The organism is Trinickia sp., assembly GCF_035492435.1.
Classification (GTDB): domain Bacteria; phylum Pseudomonadota; class Gammaproteobacteria; order Burkholderiales; family Burkholderiaceae; genus Trinickia.
Window position 1 is genome coordinate 1 of sequence record NZ_DATJJF010000147.1, and the last position, 3,400, is coordinate 3,400.

4 protein-coding genes are annotated in these 3,400 nt (G+C 60.7%); 3 read left to right on the top strand and 1 reads right to left on the bottom strand.

What is annotated here, in order from left to right; translation table 11 throughout:
* On the bottom strand, window positions 1-192 hold a 192-nt coding region (locus VL598_RS11340), incomplete at its 3' end, for a hypothetical protein (RefSeq protein ID WP_325326815.1).
* 535 nt (window positions 193-727) lie between these two features.
* Between VL598_RS11340 and VL598_RS11345 the strand changes: the two genes are divergently transcribed.
* The 3 genes from VL598_RS11345 to VL598_RS11355 form a co-directional block, all read left to right on the top strand.
* Window positions 728-1,429: an SOS response-associated peptidase gene (locus VL598_RS11345; RefSeq protein WP_325326816.1), complete on the top strand. Its 702-nt coding sequence runs from the start codon at window positions 728-730 to the stop codon at window positions 1,427-1,429.
* Between the two features lie 509 nt (window positions 1,430-1,938).
* Window positions 1,939-2,604: a response regulator transcription factor gene (locus VL598_RS11350; protein ID WP_325326817.1), complete on the top strand. Its 666-nt coding sequence runs from the start codon at window positions 1,939-1,941 to the stop codon at window positions 2,602-2,604.
* 241 nt (window positions 2,605-2,845) lie between these two features.
* A partial coding sequence (locus VL598_RS11355; RefSeq protein ID WP_325326818.1) for a transporter substrate-binding domain-containing protein occupies window positions 2,846-3,400 on the top strand: 555 nt, incomplete at its 3' end.

Below are 3,400 nucleotides of genomic sequence, written 5' to 3' on the forward strand. Positions count from 1 at the left end.
TTCGAGCACGACCAGCGTATTGCGCGACCACTCGGTCGAGTGCTGCATCGCATCCTCGCGACCGCCGTACAAGATCGCTACGGCGACCAACAGCATCGCGATGGCAAAGCCGACGCCGACCAAAATCAGCAGTGCCGGCGAGATGCGCGGTGTAAGAGGTCGATGATCCGAATCGCGGATTGGCGTTCGCATAGGCGCAGCAGGACTCACGCCGCGATGCTTGTCGCAAAGGTCGCGAGACGCATGGCGGTCATGACGAATCAAACAGACTTGCTTGTAATCATACTAAGAATGTTGCCTATTCCGCATTTTTTTATCGGCGGGCGTTGGATGATGTGTTCGTATGAGATTGTTGCGTTGCAGTAAAAAAGGCCGTCCGTGCGGCGAGGGGCGCCAGACACGCAGCGAGCGCCGTGTGCAGCGAAGCAGCGCGAGGCCAGTGCAAGCGGGAGTGCAGGTGCTGTCGGGCGTGATGGCCAAAAGCACGGCCATAAAAAAACCCCCGCCAAAGCGCGCGGGGGAAGATCGTATGGTGAGCGGGCAGATTGCCTAATGTGCCGACGATTATCTGTTCGCTACCGCGCACAACGCCGTTTGGGATTGCCGCGACAGGCGGGCCGGCGCAACGCCCACCGTCCGTGGCCGGCATGAACGCCGCTGACTCGGCGGTGTGTGTGCCCACGTCGATATGAACGCTAACCGTAACCGTGTGGGGAACTTTGGGGGGATGGCGATGTGCACGAGCTACAAGGTGGGGCGCGATATTGATTTCGGGTCGCTATTCGATGTCGAGGCGACGGGAGAGTGGCAGGAAGAGATCTATAAAGACTACGTCGCGCCGATTGTCATGCATGACATGACGGGCGCACGCGTTTTCCGCCTGGCGACCTTCGGCATGGTGCCGAGGAAGCGTATCGCGCGCGGCGTCAAGGTGTTTGACACGATGAACTGCCGCATGGAGACCGTCGCGACGAAGCGCAGCTTCAGCGACGCTTGGCGAGCAGGCCAAGTCTGCCTGATTCCGTGCACCGCATTTTATGAGCCGAATTACGAGTCAGGTAAGGCGGTGCGCTGGAGCATCGGTATGGCGGACGCTCAGCCGTTCGCGATTGCCGGCCTCTGGCGCACATGGGACGAAGAGGAGGGCGTCGCGATTTCGTTCACGATGCTGACACTCAACGCCGATCCCCATCCTTTGCTGAGCCGGTTTCATCGACCTGGCGCCGAGAAGCGCGGCGTCGTCATCGTGCCGCCGACACAGTACGAAGCATGGCTCACGTGTCGCGATGCCGAGATCGCGCGTACGTTCTTGCAACTGACGCCGGCCGATCAGATGGCAGCCTGCGCCGCGCCTTTGCCGCCGCGTACGGCTGCACCGGCTGGGGCCGACCTGTTTGAGCTCACGCCGCCGAACAACGGGCGAAGCTGAGCCGTTCGAGGCGACGATCACCAGCATCAGGGCTGTCTAACCGACAATCCGCACAATCCCGGAGGTAGGTCACTTTCCTTAAGCACACTTTTCAATTGCTGTGTTAATTGGTGATTAATTTTAGGACTAAATGAACTAAGCGGCCTTCCGTCAGCTTGATCTCGATTATTGAGATAATGAGTTTAATGGCGGGCCATTGTCCGGCACTATCGTCTACGCTAAAATCGATCACTCTCGCCGCAAAGAATCGTGGGCGCTGGGTTGCGTGGGTGTCTTGGCCTAAATAAGGTTTGGGGTGCTCAGTGCTAGCATGGTTCAAGCGGCAATGAAAAGGTAAATCAGAAATTTCTCGGATGCGAATTTCGGATAATTCGACGTGCATGAGTCTGGGCGTCAAATAATTATTAACAAAATAAATGTGTCGATCCGAGTGCGTGGGAGTGCGGCGATACTCGAGTCTGGCAAAGCATCGAACGAGCCGAGAAAGACAATAGCGAGGGCACAAGCGCATGAACTCCCGGAAAATCCTGTTGTTGTCCCGTCCGAAGCATCGCATCCGGGTTGCATTGCTGGACGACCACCCGGTCGTCGCGCTAGGCGTGGCAACGTTCTTGCGCGGGTTTGCCGATTTCGATGTCGCAGCAATCGTCACCTCAGCGGACGACCTGATCACCGAACTCGAGCGCAATCAGTACGACGTGGCGATGGTCGATTACTACTTGCCGGACGATGAGGTCGACGGCGCGGCATTTGTTCGTCGTCTGCGCACGTGTGCGCCATCGCTTTCGATCGTGGTGCTGTCGGCTGCGCGTGCGGCCGATGCCGAATGTGTCTGCCACCGCGCCGGGGCCAACGCGTTTCTTGAAAAGGCCACCCCGTTGCCGCTCATCGCGGAAGCCGTCCGCAATACCATTTCATTCCCGCGCAAGTTTTTTGCCGTGCGCGATGGCAACGTCGACGCGTTGGTGCCGGTCCCACGCGAAGACGCGCTGTCCTCAGCCGAAATGGAAATTTTGCGCTACATCGCCGAAGGGCTCTCCGTGTCGCAGACCGCGGAACGCCTAAGACGCAGCAAGAAAACCGTCAGCACGCACAAGCGCAGCGCCATGCGCAAGCTGCGGGTTGCCGACGACCTCGCACTTGCCCTGTTTCTCAAGGAGCGGTTCCGCAGCTGATGCCGTACGAACGACAAGGAACGGAGCTATGCGCTGCGGCTTTTCACGGATGCGCGACACGATCAGTCGGGTCCGGGCTTTGCCACATCGGTCGCTTATCGGTGCTGCGCTGTGCGCGTGCTTGGCGACGGGAGCGGCGAGTACGCCGCAGGGTACCGCGGTTGCCGGGGGGGACGCAGGGGCCCATGTCGGCCCCGCGGCCGGCGTCGGCATAGGCGGCGCGACTGAAAGACCTCGAAGCGTGCTGCGAGTTGGGGCCTACGCAGGCGATGCCAGCGTGCTGGACTATGTCGAGCGTTCCGGCGTACGTCACGGTTTCGGGCCTAGTGCGTTGCGCGCAATCGCCGATCCGCACGGCATCGTACTTGTCCATCGGCGATTCGCCTCGGTCGGCGCCGCATTCGCCGCGCTTGATGCGGGAGACGTCGACGTGCTGCCTGCGCCGTGCACGGCTGTGTCCGATGACGGTATTTACTGGGTGTCGTCACCCTATGCGCAGCCCCAAATCGGTGCCGTCGTACGGCGTGAAGAAGCCAAGCCGCGTGCGCCGGCCGATTTCGTGGGATGGCGCGTTGCACGCGAGCGCGAGGAAATCGGCGGGGTGGCCAGCACGTGGCTGCCCGGCGCCCATTTCATCGACGTCGACGATGCGCGAAGCGGTGTGCAAAGCGTGGCGAGCGGGCGCACTGACGCCTTCGTCGGCATTCGGGATACCTACGCGGGCGTCGTCGATGCGTTGGGGAACGGCTTGCTCGAATCGACGCCCTTGCCGCTGACGGTGCCGCTGTGCTTCGTC

What these genes read in the sequence shown, in the direction of transcription:
- VL598_RS11345 (WP_325326816.1), top strand. Translation starts at nt 728, where the DNA reads ATGGCGATGTGCACGAGCTACAAGGTGGGGCGCGATATTGATTTCGGG.
- VL598_RS11350 (WP_325326817.1), top strand. Translation starts at nt 1,939, where the DNA reads ATGAACTCCCGGAAAATCCTGTTGTTGTCCCGTCCGAAGCATCGCATC.